The following is a 404-nucleotide window of genomic DNA, read 5'->3' as shown; positions in this document are numbered from 1 at the left end:
GAATCAATAACGCAGTTCTTTTACCTTGATTTCATCATATTTCAGAGGTATAGTTATAAAAAACAGCCCGCTAGCTGAACGTGTTTATCACGTTTTCCAGTGGGCTGTTGTCTGTTTTGGGAAAAATACGACCAAAAACAGTTTTTGCTTTCCAAATAAGGGAAAATCCTTGATAATAAAGGTGTCAAAACTCAAAACAAAGGAGATTCCCCATGAAAATTATAACACAACTTGACCTCTTCGAGGAAGAAAATCTGGGAGATTTGGAAAAATTATCCCGTGTGTTCCAAGTCCTGCCAGATGAACCCTTAATCCATGCCCTGAATCAGGACCGGGGCAAAGGACGCAATGACTTTCCCAACCATGCTATGTGACGGGCCTTTCTGGCCAAATTTGTTTTCCAG

At 40.6% G+C, this 404-nt stretch carries 1 protein-coding gene; it reads left to right on the top strand.

The features are described from left to right. Positions 1–212 precede the first annotated feature (212 nt). A complete protein-coding gene (locus tag STRDD11_RS13825; protein ID WP_164828524.1) occupies positions 213–374 on the top strand; it encodes a hypothetical protein in 162 nt (53 codons plus the stop codon). Positions 375–404 lie beyond the last annotated feature (30 nt).

This window comes from Streptococcus sp. DD11 (genome assembly GCF_001578865.1).
GTDB lineage: Bacteria > Bacillota > Bacilli > Lactobacillales > Streptococcaceae > Streptococcus > Streptococcus panodentis.
Note: the sequence above shows the minus strand (reverse complement) of the source record. Positions and strands in the feature narration are given on the sequence as shown.

What these genes read in the sequence shown, in the direction of transcription:
- STRDD11_RS13825 (WP_164828524.1), top strand. Translation starts at nt 213, where the DNA reads ATGAAAATTATAACACAACTTGACCTCTTCGAGGAAGAAAATCTGGGA.